This window comes from Kitasatospora sp. YST-16 (assembly GCF_026802215.1).
Taxonomy (GTDB): domain Bacteria; phylum Actinomycetota; class Actinomycetes; order Streptomycetales; family Streptomycetaceae; genus Kitasatospora; species Kitasatospora cineracea.
This window is the reverse complement of the sequence record NZ_CP113837.1, coordinates 4,385,764-4,402,112: the sequence shown is the minus strand read 5'-3', so window position 1 is coordinate 4,402,112 and position 16,349 is coordinate 4,385,764. Positions and strand designations below refer to the sequence as shown.

General features: G+C 72.8%; 14 protein-coding genes. 6 read left to right on the top strand and 8 right to left on the bottom strand.

Annotation, left to right across the window (positions count from 1 at the left end):
- Positions 1–379: 379 nt before the first annotated feature.
- Together OU787_RS20250 and OU787_RS20245 are read right to left on the bottom strand one after the other, a co-directional pair.
- Positions 380–1,711 (bottom strand): PhoH family protein, encoded by a 1,332-nt coding sequence (locus OU787_RS20250; RefSeq protein ID WP_030460563.1) that lies wholly within the window; start codon positions 1,709–1,711, stop codon positions 380–382.
- A 191-nt stretch (positions 1,712–1,902) separates the two neighbouring features.
- The gene (locus tag OU787_RS20245; protein WP_268660221.1) at positions 1,903–2,697 is read right to left on the bottom strand and encodes an isoprenyl transferase; all 795 of its coding nucleotides are present in this window, start codon (positions 2,695–2,697) and stop codon (positions 1,903–1,905) included.
- Positions 2,698–3,034: 337 nt separating this feature from the next.
- Between OU787_RS20245 and OU787_RS20240 the strand changes: the two genes are divergently transcribed.
- Positions 3,035–4,654 carry a chitinase gene (locus OU787_RS20240; RefSeq protein ID WP_268660220.1) on the top strand — a complete coding sequence of 540 codons (1,620 nt, stop codon included), beginning with the start codon at positions 3,035–3,037 and terminating at the stop codon, positions 4,652–4,654.
- Between the two features lie 114 nt (positions 4,655–4,768).
- On the opposite strand, the gene OU787_RS20235 is transcribed toward OU787_RS20240, so the two are convergent.
- On the bottom strand, positions 4,769–5,440 hold the full coding sequence (locus tag OU787_RS20235; protein ID WP_268660219.1) for a prepilin peptidase: 672 nt from the start codon (positions 5,438–5,440) through the stop codon (positions 4,769–4,771).
- Between the two features lie 119 nt (positions 5,441–5,559).
- Here OU787_RS20235 and OU787_RS20230 point away from each other — a divergent pair, with 119 nt between their 5' ends.
- Positions 5,560–6,774 carry a pyridoxal phosphate-dependent aminotransferase gene (locus tag OU787_RS20230; protein WP_030460567.1) on the top strand — a complete coding sequence of 405 codons (1,215 nt, stop codon included), beginning with the start codon at positions 5,560–5,562 and terminating at the stop codon, positions 6,772–6,774.
- A 60-nt stretch (positions 6,775–6,834) separates the two neighbouring features.
- On the opposite strand, the gene OU787_RS20225 is transcribed toward OU787_RS20230, so the two are convergent.
- Positions 6,835–8,664: a phosphoenolpyruvate carboxykinase (GTP) gene (locus OU787_RS20225; protein ID WP_268660218.1), complete on the bottom strand. Its 1,830-nt coding sequence runs from the start codon at positions 8,662–8,664 to the stop codon at positions 6,835–6,837.
- 264 nt (positions 8,665–8,928) lie between these two features.
- Between OU787_RS20225 and trhA the strand changes: the two genes are divergently transcribed.
- Positions 8,929–9,597, top strand: coding sequence for a PAQR family membrane homeostasis protein TrhA (trhA, locus tag OU787_RS20220; RefSeq protein WP_369794967.1), 669 nt, complete (start codon positions 8,929–8,931; stop codon positions 9,595–9,597).
- Between the two features lie 16 nt (positions 9,598–9,613).
- On the opposite strand, the gene OU787_RS20215 is transcribed toward trhA, so the two are convergent.
- Positions 9,614–9,883 carry a hypothetical protein gene (locus OU787_RS20215; RefSeq protein WP_030460570.1) on the bottom strand — a complete coding sequence of 90 codons (270 nt, stop codon included), beginning with the start codon at positions 9,881–9,883 and terminating at the stop codon, positions 9,614–9,616.
- A 214-nt stretch (positions 9,884–10,097) separates the two neighbouring features.
- Here OU787_RS20215 and OU787_RS20210 point away from each other — a divergent pair, with 214 nt between their 5' ends.
- Positions 10,098–11,813: an MFS transporter gene (locus tag OU787_RS20210; RefSeq protein WP_268660217.1), complete on the top strand. Its 1,716-nt coding sequence runs from the start codon at positions 10,098–10,100 to the stop codon at positions 11,811–11,813.
- Positions 11,810–12,478 (top strand): TetR family transcriptional regulator, encoded by a 669-nt coding sequence (locus OU787_RS20205; RefSeq protein WP_030460572.1) that lies wholly within the window; start codon positions 11,810–11,812, stop codon positions 12,476–12,478. Before OU787_RS20210 ends, OU787_RS20205 begins: the two co-directional genes overlap by 4 nt.
- Positions 12,479–12,496: 18 nt before the next feature.
- Here the strand turns inward: OU787_RS20205 and OU787_RS20200 are convergent, their stop codons facing one another.
- On the bottom strand, positions 12,497–13,432 hold the full coding sequence (locus OU787_RS20200; protein ID WP_268660216.1) for an NADP-dependent oxidoreductase: 936 nt from the start codon (positions 13,430–13,432) through the stop codon (positions 12,497–12,499).
- Between the two features lie 144 nt (positions 13,433–13,576).
- Here OU787_RS20200 and OU787_RS20195 point away from each other — a divergent pair, with 144 nt between their 5' ends.
- Positions 13,577–14,542, top strand: coding sequence for a GlxA family transcriptional regulator (locus OU787_RS20195; RefSeq protein WP_268660215.1), 966 nt, complete (start codon positions 13,577–13,579; stop codon positions 14,540–14,542).
- 84 nt (positions 14,543–14,626) lie between these two features.
- Here the strand turns inward: OU787_RS20195 and OU787_RS20190 are convergent, their stop codons facing one another.
- Together OU787_RS20190 and OU787_RS20185 are read right to left on the bottom strand one after the other, a co-directional pair.
- The gene (locus tag OU787_RS20190) at positions 14,627–15,466 is read right to left on the bottom strand and encodes a hypothetical protein (RefSeq protein WP_268660214.1); all 840 of its coding nucleotides are present in this window, start codon (positions 15,464–15,466) and stop codon (positions 14,627–14,629) included.
- Between the two features lie 11 nt (positions 15,467–15,477).
- Positions 15,478–16,125: a papain-like cysteine protease family protein gene (locus OU787_RS20185; protein WP_268660213.1), complete on the bottom strand. Its 648-nt coding sequence runs from the start codon at positions 16,123–16,125 to the stop codon at positions 15,478–15,480.
- Positions 16,126–16,349: the final 224 nt, after the last annotated feature.

Below are 16,349 nucleotides of genomic sequence, written 5' to 3'. Positions count from 1 at the left end.
GTGACCGTACGGGCGCGTATCTGCCCCTGGCACTGGCCTCCGTCGAACGCTGGTCACGGGAGGCACGGGCTCGGCCGTACCTCCGGGCGGAGCCCGGGAGTTCGGTTGGATCGAGCGGCGTACGGCCTTGCGGTGTTCAATTGTCCGTCCGCCGACCGGGGTCGTCGGGCGTGCTTTTGCCGTACGCGGGGCCTGACAGAACCCACACCATGCCGCACGCGGGTGTGTCTACGCAATTCCCTTGGCCGTGGCGGATCTCACAAACTTTTCCACCTGCGGCTTTGGCGGCGGGGCCGCCGAGGGGACGTCAGTTCGACTGACAGCGAAGGGGCCTGACGCTATGCGCCAGACCCCTTTGCCCCGTTGTGTCCGGTTATGGCTACGGCTGGATGTCCTCCAGCATCTCGGTCACCAGTGCGGCGATCGGCGAGCGCTCCGAACGCGTGAGCGTGATGTGGGCGAACAGCGGGTGGCCCTTCAGCTTCTCGACCACCGCGACCACCCCGTCGTACCGGCCGACCCGCAGGTTGTCCCGCTGGGCGACGTCGTGGGTGAGCACCACCCGGGAGTTCTGGCCGATCCGGGAGAGCACCGTGAGCAGCACGTTGCGCTCCAGCGACTGCGCCTCGTCGACGATCACGAAGGCGTCGTGCAGCGAGCGGCCGCGGATGTGGGTGAGCGGCAGGACCTCCAGCATCCCGCGGGAGATGACCTCCTCGATCACGTCCGGCGTGGTGACGGCGGAGAGGGTGTCGAAGACCGCCTGCGCCCAGGGGCCCATCTTCTCGGCCTCGCTGCCGGGCAGGTAGCCGAGTTCCTGGCCGCCGACCGCGTACAGCGGGCGGAACACCATCACCTTGCGGTGCTGGCGGCGCTCCAGGACGGCTTCGAGCCCGGCGCACAGGGCGAGCGCGGACTTGCCGGTGCCGGCCCGGCCGCCCATCGAGATGATCCCGATCTCCGGGTCGAGCAGCAGGTCGAGGGCGATCCGCTGCTCGGCGCTGCGGCCGCGCAGGCCGAACGCCTCGCGGTCGCCGCGCACCAGCTGCACCCGGCCGTCGGGGGCCACCCGGCCCAGGGCCCGGCCGCGCTCGGAGTGCAGCACCAGGCCGGTGTGGACCGGGAGTTGCTCGGCGCCCTCGACCTCCAGCGCGTGCTCCTGCCCGGCGAACAGCCGGTCCACCTGGTCGGCGGGGACGTGCAGTTCGGTCATGCCCGTCCAGCCGGAGGTGATCGCCAGCTCGGCGCGGTACTCCTCGGCCAGCAGGCCGACCGAGCTGGCCTTGATCCGCAGCGGCAGGTCCTTGGAGACGACGGTGACGTCGTAGCCCTCGGCCTGCAGGTTGCGGGCGACCGCGAGGATCCGGGTGTCCGCCTCGCCGCCGCCGGCCCGGTAGCCGGCCGGGAGGATCGAGGTGTCGGAGTGGTTCAGTTCGACCCGGATGGTGCCGCCGAGCTCGCCGACCGGGATCGGTTCGTCCAACCGCCCGTGCCGGACCCGGTAGTCGTCCAGCATCCGCAGCGCCTGGCGGGCGAAGTAGCCCAGCTCCGGGTGGTGCCGTTTGCCCTCCAGCTCCGTCACCACGACGACCGGGAGGACCACCTCGTGCTCCTCGAACCGCGTCATCGCGAGGGGGTCGGCCAGGAGCACGCTGGTGTCGAGGACGTACGTGCGCCGGTCAGGTGTCCGGCGGCTCTTGGAACTGACCACTAGCCCTCCAGAGCGGGTGACCCGACGTCACCCGCGGCCCACCGGTCCCCGCGGCCCCGCTGGCCGGGGGGACGGTCTGAGGGGAGTATTCCCAGGCGAGGGGCACCGCATTCGCGCCGGAGCGAATGGCGGGATCACAGCAGGTGAACGTTTTCCCACCCGTCCCACGGGTAGAGGCGTCTGACCCGGGGTCAGCGCCCCATCCGCCGGTTGCGCAACTGGTAGTCGCGCAGCGCCCGCAGGAAGTCGACCTTCCGGAAGGCCGGCCAGTACGCCTCGCAGAAGTAGAACTCGCTGTGCGCGGACTGCCAGAGCAGGAAACCGGACAACCGCTGCTCGCCGGAGGTGCGGATCACCAGGTCCGGGTCGGGCTGGCCCTTGGTGTAGAGGTGCTCGGCGATGTGCTCGACGTCGAGGATCTCGGCGAGCTCCTCGATCGAGGTGCCGCGCCCGGCGTGCTCCTGCAGCAGCGAGCGGACGGCGTCGGCGATCTCCTGGCGGCCGCCGTAGCCGATCGCCACGTTCACGGTCAGCCCGTCGACGTGCTCGGTCTCCTGGGCGGCCTGCTTGAGCACCCCGGAGGTGCGGGCGGGCAGCAGGTCGAGCGCGCCCACCGGGTGGACCTTCCAGCGGCCTGCTGCGACCAGGCCCTGCACGGTGTCCTCGATGATGCCCAGCAGCGGGACGAGCTCCTCGGCGGGGCGGGCCAGGTTGTCGGTGGAGAGCATCCAGAGGGTGACCACCCGGACCTCGGTCTCCGCGCACCAGCCCAGGAACTCGCTGATCTTGTCGGCGCCGCGCTGGTGGCCGTAGGCGGTGCTGCCGCCGGTGGCCTTGGCCCAGCGGCGGTTGCCGTCCAGGATCACGCCGATGTGGTGCGGGGTGTTGGCCAGGTGCACCTCGACCCGGCGGCCGTACAGCCGGTAGGCCCGGTCCAGCAGGCTGCGCAGCCCCGGCGTGCGTTCCACCACATCGCGCAGACCCATCGTGAACGGCCCCTCCGTGCTGATTGCTCCGGGTGCGAAATCCCTGCGGCAGCCTACTCCGCCCGGGTTTGCGCGCGGCAAAACCGCAGGTACCGGTCTTGTCACAGTGCGCGCACGGGGACGGCTACGGAACGGTCTCCGAATCCTTAAACACCCCCTAAACCGGATTCCGGGTCTTGACGCTTGCCATTGGTCTAGTCCAGCGTGTGGTCAGCACCACATCGGACCCTCCCCCACAGCGGAGCCGCCGCGCCCCCCACCGCGGCGGCTCTCCTCCGACCTTCCCAGCGTGCCTCCCCACACCCCACACCCCCACTCCCCTGCACTGGAGCCTGCCATGGCCCGTACCCTGCAGCAGCCGTCCCACCGGCGCCGCAACAAGATCCCGGCGGTGCTCGCCACCGCGACCGCGCTGGCCCTGGCCGGCACCGGCCTGGCCCTGTCGGCCGGCGGCGCGAACGCCGCGGTCGGCAACCTGGTCACCAACGGCGGTTTCGACTCCGGCCTGTCCGGCTGGACCTGCGCCGGCACCGCCACCACGGTCTCCACCCCGGTGCACTCGGGCACCGGCGCACTGGCCGCCACCCCCGGCGCCGGCGACACCGCGGAGTGCACCCAGACCGTCTCGGTGCTCCCCAACACGGCCTACACGCTGAACGGTTGGGTCCAGGGCCAGTACGTCTACCTGGGCGCCCGCGGCACCGGCGGCACCGACCCGTCCACCTGGTCGGCGCAGAGCGCCTGGAACCAGCTGAACACCACCTTCACCACCGGCGCCAGCACCACCAGCGTCACCCTCTACGTGCACGGCTGGTACGGCCAGCCCACCTACTACGCGGACGACATCCAGCTGATCGGCCCGGGCGGCACCGCCTCCCCGACCCCGTCGGCCTCCGCCACCTCGGCCTCGCCGTCGGCCTCCGCCTCGCCGACCAAGAGCGCCTCGCCGTCCGCGTCGGCCTCCCCGACCAAGAGCTCCTCCCCGTCGGCCTCGGCCTCGGCCTCCTCCTCGCCGTCGCCGTCCGCCTCGTCGAGCACCAGCAACCCGCCGTCGAACAGCAGCCTGCCGAAGCACGTGCTGACCGGCTACTGGCAGAACTTCGACAACGGCTCGACCGTGCAGAAGCTCTCCGACGTGCAGTCCGCGTACGACATCATCGCGGTCTCCTTCGCCGACGCGACCACCACCCAGGGCGGCATCTCCTTCACCCTGGACCCGGCGCTGGCCACCAAGCTCGGCGGCTACACCGACGCCCAGTTCAAGGCCGACATCGCCGCCAAGCACGCGGCCGGCAAGAAGGTCGTCCTCTCCATCGGCGGCCAGAACGGCGCCATCTCGGTCGGCAACGCCACCGCGGCCGCCAACTTCGCCAACTCGGCGTACAGCCTGATCCAGCAGTACGGCTTCGACGGCATCGACGTCGACCTGGAGAACGGCGTCGACCCGACCTACATGTCGCAGGCGCTGCACACCCTGCAGTCCAAGGTCGGCCCCAACTTCATCCTGACCATGGCGCCCGAGACCATCGGCATGTACTCCACCGCCGGTGCGTACTTCCAGCTCGCGCTGAACACCAAGGACATCCTGACCGTCGTCAACACCCAGTTCTACAACTCGGGCGGCATGAACGGCTGCGACGGCAAGGTGTACACCCAGGGCACCATCGACTTCATCACCGCGCAGGTCTGCACCCACATCCAGGGCGGCCTGCGTCCGGACCAGGTCGGCATCGGCGTCCCGGCCTCCACCAAGGCGGCGGGCGGCGGCTACGTCAACTCCACCGTGGTGAACAACGCGCTGGACTGCCTGGCCACCGGCAACCACTGCGGCAGCTTCGTCCCGCCGGCCAAGTGGCCGACCATCCGCGGCGCGATGACCTGGTCGACCAACTGGGACGCCAACAACGGCAACGACTTCTCCAACAACGTCGGCGCCTTCGCCCACAACATGCAGTAGCACCCGGAGACCAGTGCGCCGCTCCTTGAGGGTGGGGCAGGTGCACTCACAGGGGCCCGTCGTACCGCTGGGGTACGGCGGGCCCCGCCCGTGTCCCGGACGGGGCACCGCCGGTCAGCGGTGGGCGGCCGCCAGCAGCGCCGCCAGGGTGCCGAGCAGCATCGCCGGGCCGAAGGCCAGTTCGGTGCGGCGGCCCGCGCGGCGCAGCACCAGCAGCGCCACCGCCCAGAGCCCGGCGACCAGCCACATGGAGAAGAGGCCCCCGTACACCGCGCGCCAGCCGCCGAGCGCCAGGGCGGCGCCCAGCGACGGGGCCAGCTTGGCGTCGCCCAGGCCCATCGGGGCGAGCAGCGCCAGCAGCAGGAACAGCAGTCCGAGGACGCCCGCGGCCAGCGCGCAGCGCAGCCAGACCGCCGGACGGTGGTCGGTGAGCGGGACGAGCACGGCGGTGCCGAGGAACAGCGGCAGGGTCAGCGCGTCGGGCAGCCGCTTGACCGCGGCGTCCACGAAGCCCAGCACGGTGCCGAACAGCGCCAGCCACACCAGCAGCGGCAGCCAGCGGCCCGGCGCCCAGCCGCCCAGGGCCGCGCCGAGCGCGGCGGCGACCGCCTCGACGGCCAGCGGCGGGGGCCCGGTCCGTTCGCCGTGCCGGACGCACCGGCCGAGCGGGGTGGGCAGGCAGCCGCCCCACGGCTCGCCGGGCGGCACCGCGTAGCGCGCCACCGCGGGGCGCAGCAGCGCGCCCGCGAAGAGTCCCAGTACGGCTCCGACCACTGCCCCGGTCATCCGGCCCCTCCCCTGACGGTCCGCCGCGACCCTACCGCCGCGGGGCGGTTCGCCCGTCCGTGTCCAGGTGGCGAACAGCACTCGGTGATCGGCGTAACGCGGCCGTAAAGTAAGCGGGTATGCAGGTGATCCAGTCCAGCAAGCTCGCCAATGTCTGCTACGACATCCGCGGCCCGGTGCTCGACGAGGCGATGCGGCTGGAGGAGCAGGGCCACCGCATCCTGAAGCTCAACACGGGCAACCCCGCCGCGTTCGGGTTCGAGGCGCCGCCCGAGATCCTCCAGGACATCCTCCGCAACCTCAACTCGGCGCACGGGTACGGCGATTCGAAGGGCCTGCTGTCGGCCCGGCGGGCCGTGGTGATGCACTACGAGGAGCGCGGGCTGCACGGCCTGTCGGTCGAGGACGTCTACCTGGGCAACGGCGTCTCCGAGTTGATCCAGCTCGCCATGACCGCGCTGCTCGACGACGGCGACGAGGTCCTCGTGCCGGCCCCCGACTACCCGCTGTGGACGGCCTCGGTCTCGCTGGCCGGCGGCACCGCCGTGCACTACCGCTGCGACGAGCAGGCCGAGTGGTACCCGGACCTGGCCGACATCGCCGCGAAGGTCACCGACCGGACCCGGGCGATCGTGGTGATCAACCCGAACAACCCGACCGGCGCGGTCTACCCGCGCGAGCTGCTGGAGGGGATCGCCGAACTCGCCCGCCGGCACAAGCTGGTGGTCTACGCGGACGAGATCTACGACAAGATCCTGTACGACGGCGTGGAGCACACCCCGCTGGCCACCCTGGCGCCCGACCTGTTCTGCGTCACCTTCAACGGCATGTCCAAGTCCTACCGGGTGGCGGGGTTCCGCTCCGGCTGGATGGTGCTGTCCGGCGACCGGCACCGGGCCCGCTCCTACATCGAGGGCCTCAACGTGCTGGCCTCGATGCGGCTGTGCGCCAACATGCCCGCCCAGCACGCGGTCGCCGCCGCGCTCGGCGGCCGGCAGTCGATCCGCGACCTGATCCTGCCCGGCGGCCGGCTGCTCGCTTCCCGGGACGCGGCGTACAAGCTGCTGAACGAGATCCCGGGCGTCTCCTGCGTGAAGCCGAAGGGCGCGCTGTACGCCTTCCCGCGGCTGGACCCGCAGGTCTACAAGATCAAGGACGACGCGCAGATGGTGCTGGACCTGCTGCGCTCCCAGCGGATCCTGATCGTCCAGGGCACCGGCTTCAACTGGCCCGACCCGGACCACTTCCGGCTGGTCACCCTGCCGCGCCCGGAGGACATCACGGACGCGGTCACCCGGATCGGCGACTTCCTGTCCGGCTACGCGCAGCCCTGACGCGGGTGCGCCCCGCGCCCCTTCCGGGACGCGGGGCGAACGTTTCGCCGCTCGCGCGGGTCAGTCGCCGAGGCGCTTGACCAGCGCCCGGTACTCGTCCCACAGCTCGCTCGGCGTGTGCGCGCCGAACATCTCCAGGTGGGCCGGGACGAGCGCGGCCTCCTGCTTCCAGATTTCCTTGTCGACCGTGAACAGCAGCTCGCGGTCGGCGTCGGCGAGCTCCAGCCCGTCCAGGTCGAAGCCGTCGACCTCGGGGAGCACGCCGATCGGGGTCTCGACGCCCGCCGCGGTGCCCTCCAGGCGCTCGACGATCCACTTCAGGACGCGGCTGTTCTCGCCGTAGCCGGGCCAGACGAACTGGCCGTCGGCGTTCTTCCGGAACCAGTTGACGTAGTAGATCTTCGGCAGCTTGGCGGCGTCCGCCTCGGCGCCGATCTTGAGCCAGTGCGCGAAGTAGTCGCCCATGTTGTAGCCGCAGAACGGCAGCATGGCGAACGGGTCGCGGCGCAGCTCGCCGACGGTGCCCTCGGCGGCGGCGGTCTTCTCGGAGGCGATGTTGGCGCCGAGGAAGACGCCGTGCTGCCAGTCGAAGGACTCGGTGACCAGCGGGACGGCGGTGGCCCGGCGGCCGCCGAACAGGATGGCCGAGATCGGGACGCCGGCCTGGTCCTCCCACTCGGGGGCGATGGTCGGGCACTGCGCGGCGGGGACGGCGAACCGCGCGTTGGGGTGGGCGGCGGGGGTGCCGGACGCGGGCGTCCAGTCGTTGCCGCGCCAGTCGGTGAGGTGCGCGGGCGGCTCCTCGGTGAGGCCCTCCCACCACACGTCGCCGTCGTCGGTGAGCGCGACGTTGGTGAAGACGGTGTTGCCCCAGAGGGTCTTGATGGCGTTGGCGTTGGTGTCCTCGCCGGTGCCGGGGGCGACGCCGAAGAAGCCCGCCTCCGGGTTGATCGCGTAGAGCCGGCCGTCGGCGCCGAACCGCATCCAGGCGATGTCGTCGCCGATGGTCTCGACCTTCCAGCCCGGGATCGTCGGCTGGAGCATGGCGAGGTTGGTCTTGCCGCAGGCGGACGGGAACGCGGCGGCGACGTACTTCACCTCACCGGACGGCGGGGTGAGCTTGAGGATCAGCATGTGCTCGGCCAGCCAGCCCTCGTCGCGGGCCATGGTGGAGGCGATCCGCAGCGCGTAGCACTTCTTGCCGAGCAGCGCGTTGCCGCCGTAGCCGGAGCCGTAGGACCAGATCTCCCGGGTCTCCGGGAAGTGCGAGATGTACTTGGTGCTGTTGCACGGCCACGGCACGTCGGCCTCGCCCTCGGCGAGCGGGGCGCCCACCGTGTGCACGGCCTTGACGAACTCGCCGTCCTCGCCGAGCTGGTCGAGCACGGCCTGCCCCATCCGGGTCATCACGCGCATCGAGACCGCGACGTACGCGGAGTCGGTGATCTCGACGCCGTACGCGGCCAGCGGGGAGCCGACCGGGCCCATCGAGAACGGCACCACGTACATGGTCCGGCCGCGCATCGCACCGCGGAACAGGCCGTCCTCGCCGCTGAAGACCTCGCGCATCTCGGCGGGGGCCTTCCAGTGGTTGGTCGGGCCGGCGTCCTTCTCCTGCTCGGAGCAGATGAAGGTGCGGTCCTCGACGCGGGCGACGTCGGACGGGTCGGAGGCCGCGTAGTAGGAGTTCGGGCGCTTGGTCCCGTCGAGCTTGGTGAAGGTGCCCTGGGCGACGAGCTGCTCGGCGAGGCGGTGGTACTCCTCCTCCGAGCCGTCGCACCACACGACGCGGTCCGGCTGGGTGAGGTCGGCAATCTCGTTCACCCAGTCCACCAGGCGCTGGTGGCGGGTGGGCGCGGACTCGGCGAGCGCAGAGATCTGAGGCGGCACGATCGCTCCGTTTCACACCATCTCGGCCAGGAGACGGCTTCGCGGGGGTTGAGGGTGGTTACACGGTAGCCCCGGGAGGAGCCCCCTTCTTCGTCGAATTGGCGTCATTGACGAGATTTTTACTACATAGTGTCTGATTCGGGGGCCCGGGACCACCTCTCGGATGCCCGAGGGAGACCTTGATCACTCACCCCTATTGCTCCAGAACGTACAAGAGTGAGGATCGCCACTTCACTACGCGCCAGTAACCTACGGTTCCGTAAGATGCTGCCCATGACCGCGGAAGCGCTGGAGCTCGTGAAGCCCAAGTGGCGCGGCTGGCTGCATGCCGGGATGTTCCCGGCCGCGCTGGCCGCCGGAATCGTGTTGATCTGCCTGGCCGACTCGACGGCGGCGCGGGTCGCCTGCGTCGTCTACTCGGTGAGCGCCTGGATGCTGTTCGGGGTGAGCGCGGTCTACCACCGCTTCACCTGGGGGCCGCGCGGCGAGGCGGTGCTGCGCCGGCTCGACCACGCCAACATCTTCCTGATCATCGCCGGGACGTACACCCCGTTCACCATGCTGCTGCTGGACGGCGCGCGGCAGCAGGTGCTGCTGTGGCTGGTGTGGGGCGGGGCGCTTGCCGGGATCGCGTTCCGGGTGTTCTGGGTCGGCGCGCCGCGCTGGCTGTACACCCCGTGCTACCTGGCCCTCGGCTGGGCGGCGGTGTTCTTCCTGCCGGACTTCCTGCACAAGGGCGGCGCGGCCGTGCTGACGCTGATCATCGTCGGCGGCGCGCTCTACACCGTCGGCGGCGTGGTCTACGGCCTCAAGCGGCCGAACCCGTCACCGCGCTGGTTCGGCTTCCACGAGGTGTTCCACGCCTTCACCCTGGGCGCGTTCATCGTGCAGTACGTGGGGGTCTCGCTGGTGGCGTACACCGTCACCTCCTGACCCCCCCGCGGCAGTCTCAGTAGCGAACCGGCTGGGCCTTGGCCTCCAGCCGCTCCCGGGCCCGACGGCAGCGCTCGCAGTGCGCCGCGTCGGGCCCTTCGCCTGCCGCCCGCTGGTGGGCCCGGCCGCGGAAGCGGTACCCGACCCAGGCCATCACCGCCAGCACCTCCACCGCGGAGACGCCCCAGACCATGCGGGCGCCGCCCGCCAGGTACCCGGCTATGACGGCCAGCGCGGCCAGCACACCGACCACACCGCTCCAGAACCGCGCCGCACCGTACTCCATCGGCAAACCTCCCGCCGGCCGACAGGTCTTCTGACACATCGTCAGAGAACTCCCCACCTACGGTGACATGTTCAGCACGCTCCGGGGGCGAACGGGGGATCAACAACGCATCAATTCCAGAGGTGGGAATCCCGCAGACCGCTCTTCGCTTGACGGTGGCCATCTTTTGAGAGTTACTCTCATTTGAGAGAAACTCTCCGATGGAGGCTCCGCCATGCCCGTGTCCCAAGCACCGCCCGCCCCTCCGCACCCGCGCCGCTGGATCGCCCTGGTGGCGGTCGCGCTCAGCGCGCTCGTCATCGGCTTCGACACGACCGTGCTGAACGTCGCCCTGCCCGACCTGGCCCGGCAGTTGGCGGCGAGCACCGGGCAGCAGCAGTGGATCGTCGACGCCTACACGGTGCTGTTCGCCGCCGCCCTGCTGCCCGCCGGACTGCTCGGCGACCGGTTCGGCCGCCGCCGCACCCTGGTCCTCGGCCTCGGCCTGTTCGGCGCCGCCTCGCTGCTCGGCACGCTCGCCTCCGGCCCCGGGCAGCTGATCGCCGCCCGCGCCGCGATGGGACTGGCCGCCGCGCTCGTGATGCCGATGTCGATGGCGGTCGTCCCGGCCGTCTTCCCGCCCGCCGAACAGCGCCGCGCCACCGCCCTGTTGACCACCATGACCGCGATCGGCGTCCCGCTCGGCCCGATCGTCGGCGGCCTGCTGCTGCGCCACTACTGGTGGGGCTCGATCTTCCTGATCAACGTGCCGCTGGTGCTGCTCGCCGCCGCCGCCTGCCTGCTGCTGCTCCCGGAGTCCGCCGACCCGGCCTCACCCCGGATCGACCTGCCCGCCGCCGCCCTCGCCGCCACCGGCCTGTCCGCGCTGACCTGGGGCGTCATCGAGGGCGGCGACCTGGGCTGGGGCGACGCCCGGGTGTCGGCCGCGCTGGCCGGCGCCGTGCTCGCACTGACCTGGCTGGTGCGGCGCAGCCGCCGCGCCGAGCACCCGATGCTCGACCTGCGGCTGCTCGCCGAACCGGTGTTCCGCTGGTGCGCGATCGCCGTCACCCTGGTGTCGGTGGCCCTGCTCGGCGGCTTCTTCGTCCTCCCCGCCTACTTCCAGAGCGTGCTGGGCACCGACGCGCTCGGCAGCGGGCTGCGCCTGATGCCGATGATGGGCGGCCTGCTGGTCGCCTCCCGGCTCGGCGAACCGCTGGTGCGCCGCTTCGCCCCGCGCGGCGTGATCACCGCCGGGCTGGCGCTGACCGGCCTGGCCCTGCTGCTCGGCAGCCGCACCTCCGCCGGGGACGGCTACGGCTGGACGGCGCTGTGGCTGCCGCTGTTCGGCGCCGGACTCGGTCTGGTGCTGATCACCGCGACCGCCTCCGCGCTGCTCCTGCTGCCGCCCGCCAAGGCCGGCGTCGGCTCCGGCCTGCTCCAGACGCTCCGCCAGGTCGGCGGCGCGCTCGGCGTCGCCGCCTTCGGCGCCCTGCTGGCCGCCGGGTACCGCTCCCGCCTGGACACCACCGGGCTGCCCGGCCCGGCCGCGCAGCCGGCCCGCGGTTCGGTGACCGCCGCCGACACGGTCGCCGAGCGGCTCGGCGACCCGGCGCTGGCCGCGTCCGCGCACGGCGCCTACCTGCACGGCATGACGCTGGTGCTGCTGGTCGCCGGGATCCTCGCGGTGCTCTCCGCCGTCCTGGTCGCGGCCCGGATGCCCGGCACCGACCCCGCGGCGGCGCCCGGCGCGGGCCCCGGGCCCGTACCCGCCGCCCTCCCGGAACCGGGCGGGCCGGGCGGGCCGGTGCCGGGCGGTGGGGTGTCCGGTGCTCCGGTGTCCAGTGCTCCGGTGTCCGGTGCTTCGGAGCAGCCGGACGGTGCGGTGCCGGGCGGGCCGGTGCGGCCGGTGGCCGCGGCGGCGGGCGATCACGGAGAATCGTCGGCATGACCACCCCGCGCAGCGCCCGGCCCCGACCGTCCGACTCCTCCCCCGGCGCGCCCGGTTCGCTGGAGGAACTCGTCGAGGCCCCGCTGTCGCTGCGCGAGCGCAAGAAGCTGAAGACCCGTCAGGCGCTGCGCCGGGAGGCCCTGCGGCTCTTCGCCGAACAGGGCTGGGAGGCCACCACCGTCGACCAGATCGCGGCCGCGGCGGAGGTCTCCCCGTCCACCTTCTTCCGGTACTTCCCGGTCAAGGAGGACCTGCTGCTCACCGACGAGTACGACCCGCTGATGGCCGACGCGATCCGGGCCCGACCGGCGGACGAGCCCTTCCTGACCTCGGCGCGCGAGGTGCTGGTCGGGCTGGTCCGGCGGATGCTCGCCGAGCACGAGCGCGCCGAGCTGTACGAGCGGATGCGGCTGGCCGCCTCCGTCCCGTCGGTCCGGGTCCGGATGCTGGAGGGCTCCGGCCAGCCGCGCGGCATGCTGCTCGACCTGCTCACCGAACGGGCCGCCCCGGACGCCTCCCCCCTCGAACTGCGGGTCACCGCCGCCGCGATCTCCGCCGCGCTCACCGAGACCTCCCTGTACTGGGCCGAGCACGAGGGCCGGGACGACCTCGCCGACCTGCTCGACCAGGCCCTGCGGCACCTCCAGGAACTCGGCACCCGCTGACCGGGGCCGGCGCCGGGCTCAGTCCGTCGGCAGCAGCACCAGCTTGCCCGCGACCCGCCCGCCGTCGCCCAGCTCGTGCGCCTTCGCGGCCTCGGCGAGCGGGAACGTCCCGGCGATCTCGGCCCGCAGCAGGCCGCGTTCGGCGAGGTCGGCGACGGCGGTCATGCCCGCGTGGTCGGCCTCCACCAGCAGCAGCGCGGTCCGCACCCCGAGCCGGGCCGCCTCCTCGGCCAGTCCCTCGGCCGGGACCGGCAGGATCGACACCAGCAGCCCGCCCCGGCGCAGCGTGCGCAGCGAACGCAGCTGGTAGTCGCCGCCGATGGTGTCGAGCACGACGTCGACGTCGCGCACCGCCTCGGCGAAGTCGACCGCCCGGTAGTCGACCGGCTCGTCCACCCCGATCCGGCGCAGGAAGTCGTGCTTGCCCGCGCTGGCGGTGCCGATCACGTGCGCGCCGCGGGACTTGGCGATCTGCACCGCCAGGTGTCCGACCCCGCCGGCCGCGGCGTGCACCAGCACCCGGTCCCCGGCCCGGACCTGCGCGGTGTCCACCAGTGCCTGCCAGGCCGTCAGCGCGGCCAGCGGCAGCGCGCCCGCCTGCACCACGTCCAGCGAGGCGGGGCGGCGGACGAAGGCCCGGGCCGGGCCGGTCACGTACTCGGCGTGCGCGCCGACCCCGTGCGGGTAGGGCAGCATGCCGAACACCTCGTCGCCCGGCGCGAACAGCGTGACGCCGAGGCCGACCGCCTCGACCGTGCCCGCCACGTCCCAGCCGAGCACGAACGGCGGCGCGCCGAGGAAGATCCCGGCCGCCCGGTGCTTCCAGTCGGTCGGGTTCAGGCCCGCCGCCCGGACCCGTACCAGCACCTCGCTCGCCCCCGGGCGCGGGCGGGGGCGCTCCACCACCCGCAGCACCTCGGGGCCGCCGAGGACGTCCTGGCTGACTGCGCGCATCGTGTCCGCGCCCGCGCTCGTGTTCGTGTTCGTGTTCGTGTTCGTCCGGTCCGTCGTCATGTGCTCCAGCCTCGCGGCGGCGGGCGGCCGGACGTGAGTGGCATGATGGTCACCATCCGATGGGATCCTGCCAGGAGGTCCGCCATGGCCACCGCCCCCGCTCCGGCGCCGCACCGGGTCGCCGTGCTCGCCCTGGACGGCGTGTACCCGTTCGAACTGGGCATCCCCAAGCGGGTGTTCGGCAGCACCGACGGCCTCTACCGGCTGTCCACCTGCACCGTCGACGGCCGGCCGGTCCGCGCCGACGCCGACTTCGCCGTCGTCCCCGACCACGGGCCCGAGGTCCTCGCCGAGGCCGACACCGTGGTGATCCCGCCGTTCGCGCCCGTCCCCGAGACCGCCGCGCTCGACCCGGCGACCGCCGCCGCGCTCGACCTGGTCCGGCCCGGCACCCGGCTGATCTCCATCTGCACCGGCGCCTTCGTCCTCGCCGCCGCCGGACTCCTCGACGGCCGCCCCGCCACCACCCACTGGGCCCTCGCCGACCGCTTCCGCGCGCTCTTCCCGCGCGTCCGGCTCGACCCCGACGTGCTGTTCGTCGACGACGGCGACGTCCTCACCTCGGCGGGCGCCGCCTCCGGCATCGACCTCTTCCTGCACGTCCTGCGCAGCGACCACGGCACCGCCGCCGCCAACCGGGCCGCCCGGATCTGCGTCGTCCCGCCCTGGCGCGAGGGCGGCCAGGCCCAGTACGTCGTGCGGCCCGTCCCCACCACCGGCAGCGCCGGCACCGCCCCCACCCGCGAGTGGGCGCTCACCCGGCTCCACCGGCCGCTGACCCTCGCCGAACTCGCCGCCCACGCCGCCATGAGCACCCGCACCTTCGCCCGCCGCTTCCAGGAGGAGACCGGCCAGAGCCCCGGCCGCTGGCTCACCCAGCAGCGCATCGCCCTGGCCCGCCACCTCCTGGAGGCCACCGACCTCACCATCGACCAGATCGCCACCCGCGTCGGCTTCGCCAACCCCGTCTCGCTGCGCCAGCACCTGCACAGCGCGATCGGCGTCTCCCCCCTCGCCTACCGCCGCACCTTCGCCGGCACCGCCCGCTAGGGCCTGCCTTCACACCCGCACGGCGGACGCCCGCCGTCTCCGACGGCGGGCGTCCTGGTGCAGGTCCGGTGCTCGATGTGCGCGTCAGTACTTGATGCGGGCCTTGCGGCGCCGCAGGCCCAGCGCCGTGCCGGCCAGGGCGGTCAGCCCGATCGCGCTGCCCGCGGTGAGCAGCGGCGCCGTCCGGTCGGGTTGCGGTTCGGCGTTCTCCGCGGTGAAGCCGCCGGCCTTGCCGGAGGCGTCGTACGCGGAGCCGGGCAGCTTGTCCCCGTAGCGCTGCCGCACCAGCCGCTGGTAGGCGGCGACGGTGCTGCCGCGGGCGCCGACCGAGCGGCGGGCCTCGTCGTCGAGCGGCAGGACGCGGCCGTCCTTGAGCTCGTACCAGGCGTTGATCTGGGGTTCGCGGAAGGCGGTGCCGCCGTCGGCCGCGGCCTTGGCGGCGTAGTCGGCCTCGTCGCTGCCGGAGGCGATGTTGACGACCCGCCAGCTTCCGTTCTGCCGGGCGGTCCAGACCGAGGCGCGCTGTCCGTCCGCGGCGACGGCGGTCGTCGCGGTGAACCCGGCCTCGGCGACCTCGGCCCCGGCCCGGCCGGAGACGAAGGCGGCGGAGAGGGTGTAGACGGGCACGGTGTCCCCGGTGAGCCGGGGTGCGGCGGCGGTCGCGGCCTTGGCCTCGTCGGCCGCGCTGATCCCGAGCTGCTGGGTGGGCGGCACGCCCTTGCGGGCGAAGAAGTGCCCCAACTTGTCGAGAACGGCGGGCTGTTGGGTCGCGGTGCGGGCGGCGGCGAGTTCGCCGGCGCCGGGTGCGGCGGGGGCCCCGGGGGCGTCGGCGGCGTGGGCCGCGGGCGCGAGGACGAGGGCGAGCGCGACGGCGGTGAGGGCGGTCGCGGTGCGGGCGGTGCGGACGCGGTGGTGGCTGTTCATGGCGGGGCTCCTCACGCGCCGATCCGGTACAGGGAATGGGTCCAGGAGAAGGAGCCGTTGCTCACGTAGTAGTTGTAGTCGCCCCAGTTGTAGCGGTAGTCGGACGGCCACGGGTCGCCCCAGTACAGCCAGTTGCTGCCGGTGTCGTAGCCGTAGAGGACGTTCATGTGGCCGCCGCCGGAGCTCCACTGGATCCGGGTCTCGACGGGCCGGCCGGCGTCGATCTCGCCCTGCACGGTGGTGTAGCGCAGGTAGCCGTTGACGTACGAGCCGGTGCTGATGCCGATCCGGTACAGCGCGTTCTGCACCTCGGCCAGGCTGGCCTGGCTGTTGGGGCAGGAGGAGTTGACGGAGCGTCCGAAGGCGAGGTTGCAGAACTGGTTCTGGCTGTAGGTGTAGCCGTAGTACGTGGCGATGGTGTTGCCGCTGGCCGCCCAGCACCAGTTGCTCTGCTGCTGGGCCTGCATGGTGAGGTTGAGGATGCGCGAGGTGCCGGCCAGCGCCGGGGCCTGGGGCGCGACGGGCGCGGCGGCCGTCGTCGTGGGGGCGGTGGCCGCCTGGGCGGGGGTGGCGGTGGCGGCCGTGCCCAGCACCGGGGCGAGGACGCCCAGGGCGAGTGCGGCGGCCGTCCGGCGCAGCCGGATCGGGAGGTGTGGCATGGGGGTTCGGCCTCCTGGCAGGGGCGAGGAGTGGATGTGGGGGGCGGCGTCCGGACGGCGCGGGACGAGCATCCGGCCGGGCCGGGGCGCGGGTCAACGGCCGCGGCCCGCCCGGCGGCCGGGGTGTGAACGGGGTCGGCGGCGGTGTGAACGCGGCGGACCTGGGCAGCGCGGATATCGTCCGGCCCGATGACAAGGCGGCCGCGAGGTGTGAATATTCACGG